The organism is Microcystis sp. M049S2 (assembly GCF_020245625.1).
GTDB classification, from domain to species: Bacteria; Cyanobacteriota; Cyanobacteriia; order Cyanobacteriales; family Microcystaceae; genus Microcystis; species Microcystis ichthyoblabe_A.
This window is the reverse complement of record NZ_JADBUN010000221.1, coordinates 1-3767: the sequence shown is the minus strand read 5'-3', so window position 1 is coordinate 3767 and position 3767 is coordinate 1. Positions and strand designations below refer to the sequence as shown.

Genomic DNA, 3767 nt, shown 5'->3' with positions numbered 1-3767 from the left:
TCATCTGGTCAATTACCTAATTTTCAGGGAAAAAGTTCAGGGATTTTACCCCCGATCACTCCAATGGTTGGCACTTTTTGAGGGAAAAAAAGTCTAAAAGGTTTACCCAACAAGGTTTTTAGATTTATTCAGCAAACCCTACCTAAAATGTCGGCTGGAAGGAACCCTAGAGATGACAGGTTCCGCCAGTATAGAACAGCGAAGCACGATCAAAACGACAGCAGTTTGGCGATATTTGAATAGGCGTACTGACTCCGCACCGGATAGTGAACATTTACCGTAGCCGTGATGTTGACGTTGGACTGACGCTCGAATACCATCACGATGTCGGAGCCGCCGAAGAGGAAAGTCGAGATCATCTCGCCCTTCGACACCGTTTTTCCCACCACCTCCTGGCGCACCTTCTCGTTGATCAGTGCCACCTGCTCATCATAAGATCGCCCCTTCTTTTCCTGTTGGGTAAGACGGATAAGTTCCTGCGTCCCTGGTTTGACGAAGACAACGGACGATACTTGTGCCATTCCAATGGGCAGCACGGCGATCTTGCCGATAGCGGTTTCCAGGACAAAAAGTCCACGGCACTGCACAAACTGATAGTCTGTGGCATCCTGTGCATCCAGATAACGGTGCGGCATGGCCACGTTGGCCAAGGATGAGTTTTCATCGGCACGTCCCTCAGCATCGAGTAGGTCAAGTTGGACATCCAGGTAAACCTGTCCAGGGATAAATTTAGCCTCAATTATCCTGCCCGCTGCCGGGGCGTGCTGCCGGTGATAGTCGAAGACATTGAGAAAGCTGTGGACGAGAATGCCGCCCTCGAAATCCTGGGCATACTCGGAACCCTTTAACAGTTCTGGGATAGGCCATTCGACGTGCTTGACCACGATTGAGGACTGTGCGGGCATCGGCTCGCCCGCCGGAGTGGTGATAGTCCATTGGCCGACGAAAGTGGACTCGGCTGGGAAGACAATAATCCGAGGATCGTCTGGCTGGGCGACTGGGCGCTGTCGATCGATATCCTTGAAAGTTCTGGAAAACCACTCGTTGAATGTCTTGTAGTTCTCGATCCCGTTTTCGCCCCCATTGTAGTCCTGGTAGGTATATTCCGGCCCGAACTTATAGGTTACGAGATGGTTGGCCGATTCGGGTGTGTCGAGAAATTCGCCCCATTCGACCGCAAATTCCCGAAGCCAGAGGGATAGCGGTGTGAGAGCCTCGCCGGTAAAGGGAGCGATCGGGCTTTGCAGGGAGACGAGTTCGGGCTGGTTGAAGTAGTAATAGAACTGCGTCAGGTGCAGATAATCTGTGCGTTCGTGGTAAATGTCGCCCTGCCATTCCCAGACCCGCAACCCGGGGATCCAAGTTACCAGGGCATCGATGTAATAGTAAAATTGGTAGAGGTTGTGTATCCGATCGAGTTCGGGGATGCGCTGTTGTCTTACCTTCAAGATCGCGCTCTGGAAGGCCCCCCCATAGGCGTAATCGTCGATGAGCTTTTTAAGTTTCTTTGTGATCGGCTGCTTCGGCTCGTACACCGCGCTATCGGGGGGTAGCTCTTTAAGGAATTTCGGCCCCTGGGGGATTGACGATGAAACTCCCTGCTCGTTCAGGTGCTGGGCCTCCCGCGCCGACACCGCTTTCCATTTCAACCGGCCATAACTCTTGTTGTGATTTGTGTTCATGCCATTTTCCTCTTGTTGAACATCAAACTATCTATCTAAAATCTCCACAGACAGGAGAAACTTAGTTGTTTTTTCCTATCTGTGGAAACGTTATTAAGTAGCTGGTTATAATTAAATTAAAAATGGATTTTAGGTTCGATCCCCCCTGCCCCCCTTGATAAGGGGGGTGCCGATAGGCGGGGGGATCACCCTTGATAAGGGGGGTGCCGATAGGCGGGGGGATCACCCTTGATAAGGGGGGTGCCGATAGGCGGGGGGATCACCCTTGATAAGGGGGGTGCCGATAGGCGGGGGGATCAGAGGCAAAATATATCTTCAATTTAATTATAACTACTTACTTATAATCTGTTTTTTTTACCAAAAATAATTTTCCCTACATAGCTTTATTTTCTCTCTGGTTAATTTTTGGTGATTGCTATCAGATTACAACATCTGCTCGAAAACTTGACAGATGCGGGGTTGAAAGCGCTGACGGTGTTTTATTTTTGAAAAAGGGCGCGTAAATTCGAGATAGCGAGGGGATAAACCGGAAGTATCGATGACTCGAATCGATCGCAATGTGCCTAATTCTAATTCCTTTTGAACCATTAATTCGGAAATGCCGGCCGCTGCCAAACTATTCTCGATGATTGCTTTCACCATTTCCCCCGTATTTAACAGCAAAGATTTCGTAGGGTGCGTTCCCCACTGCAACTCCGACTACGCAACTAATCGACGAGGGGGAACGCACCTTACTGATTACTGATGACAAACTACTACTTTTTAGAAGAACTTCTCCAGAATCGTTTCCCTCCCAAGAAAATCAGTCCTAAAACCCCCAAACTTAACGGGTTCATCGTCGAGGATTCGGGAACCGGAATCGCCCCACCGTCGGCGGTGAGTTCCAGATCGACCTCCTTACCGAAATCTCCTAGATCGTAGTCAAAGGTAAGATCGGGCTTGAAATTGGAGCCAGAGACCGAGAAAGTACCGGAACTTCCAATTTGAGGCAAATAACCATCGAATATTCCCGAATCCTGGGAATCGGTGATGATGCCTCCCTGAACTTTGAGCAACAAAGTGCCTCGTTGGTTATCAGGAATAAAAGGACTATTAAGGTCGATGCTGAAGGTTCCGTCGCTAATAGCAAAATCGAGGGAATCTTCATCCCAGTTGACACTACCATCACCCGTACTGGTAATATCTAAAAACTGTCCTGAGTTCAGAATCGCCCCCGTATCGGGATCGGTGACGGTAAATTTAATCGGGTCTTTGCCTACCGCACACCCTCCTCCACTGACAAAATCCAAGGCGAATCGGGGACCCCAGATCACGCCTCCGAAAGGTAATCGGATTCTTTGTCGGGCTGTCACTCCGGTGTAACTATTAGCACAAGCCGTTTCCCCGCGTTCCAAAGCGCTCGCTGTCCCAGAAGCATTAATGAATCCCGATACTGTTCCGACTCCAAGACTATTGATCTGCGTATAGGAACTAGCGGTAGCCGATGCCAACCCTCTGGAAACACTCACGGAGTCGAAACGGGTCAAAGGAGGGCCGAGGGGATAGGAGAGATTCACATAGCTGGAGAATGCTGCCGGTGGCGAGACGTAAGGAGAGAAAGCAAAAGCACTTCCCCCGTCGAATCCCCGGACGAGAGGAGTCGTGTTTCCCCCGACACTAAAGCTAAAACCGTGGGTAATGCTGTAAGAGGTGGTGGTTTGTGCAAGAACTGGCGCACCGAAGCCAATAGCGACTCCTGCTCCAAGAAGGGCTGACACAACGGTTCGAGAAGATGATAGTATCATAAGCAACAGAATTAACAAAATTCTGGTATTATAGGTTGGCACTAATCCTATTTCTTGATTGCCAAATTTTTCAAGAAATTTTTGTAAATTTTTGTGAATTTTTGTAACTGCTAAGGCAAAATTATATATAGGGTTTGCTGAAAAAGTTTTTCCTGGGGGCAGGGTGTGGGGTGTGGGGTGTGGGGTTTTACCAGTTTTGAGGTGGCCAATTACCTAATTTTCAGGGAAAAAGTGCCTAAATTTCCCCCCGATCACTCCCAGATCCAGTACTTTTTGATTGACAAAAGGTCTAAAAGTCTTA

The 3767-nt window shown here is 49.0% G+C and carries 2 protein-coding genes and 1 pseudogene; all 3 read right to left on the bottom strand.

Features of this window, described 5'->3' with window-relative positions:
* Positions 1–209 precede the first annotated feature (209 nt).
* Positions 210–1682, bottom strand: a complete 1473-nt coding sequence (locus IM496_RS18110; RefSeq protein WP_287662812.1) for a phosphatidylserine decarboxylase — start codon at positions 1680–1682, stop codon at positions 210–212.
* Positions 1683–2105: 423 nt separating this feature from the next.
* Positions 2106–2348: pseudogene (locus tag IM496_RS18105) on the bottom strand (LysR family transcriptional regulator); the annotation flags it as partial.
* An 89-nt stretch (positions 2349–2437) separates the two neighbouring features.
* Positions 2438–3439 carry a hypothetical protein gene (locus IM496_RS18100; protein WP_287662810.1) on the bottom strand — a complete coding sequence of 334 codons (1002 nt, stop codon included), beginning with the start codon at positions 3437–3439 and terminating at the stop codon, positions 2438–2440.
* Positions 3440–3767 lie beyond the last annotated feature (328 nt).

Excerpts from the sequence above, each read along its gene's own strand:
- IM496_RS18110 (WP_287662812.1), bottom strand. The coding sequence starts at position 1,682 with ATGAACACAAATCACAACAAGAGTTATGGCCGGTTGAAATGGAAAGCG.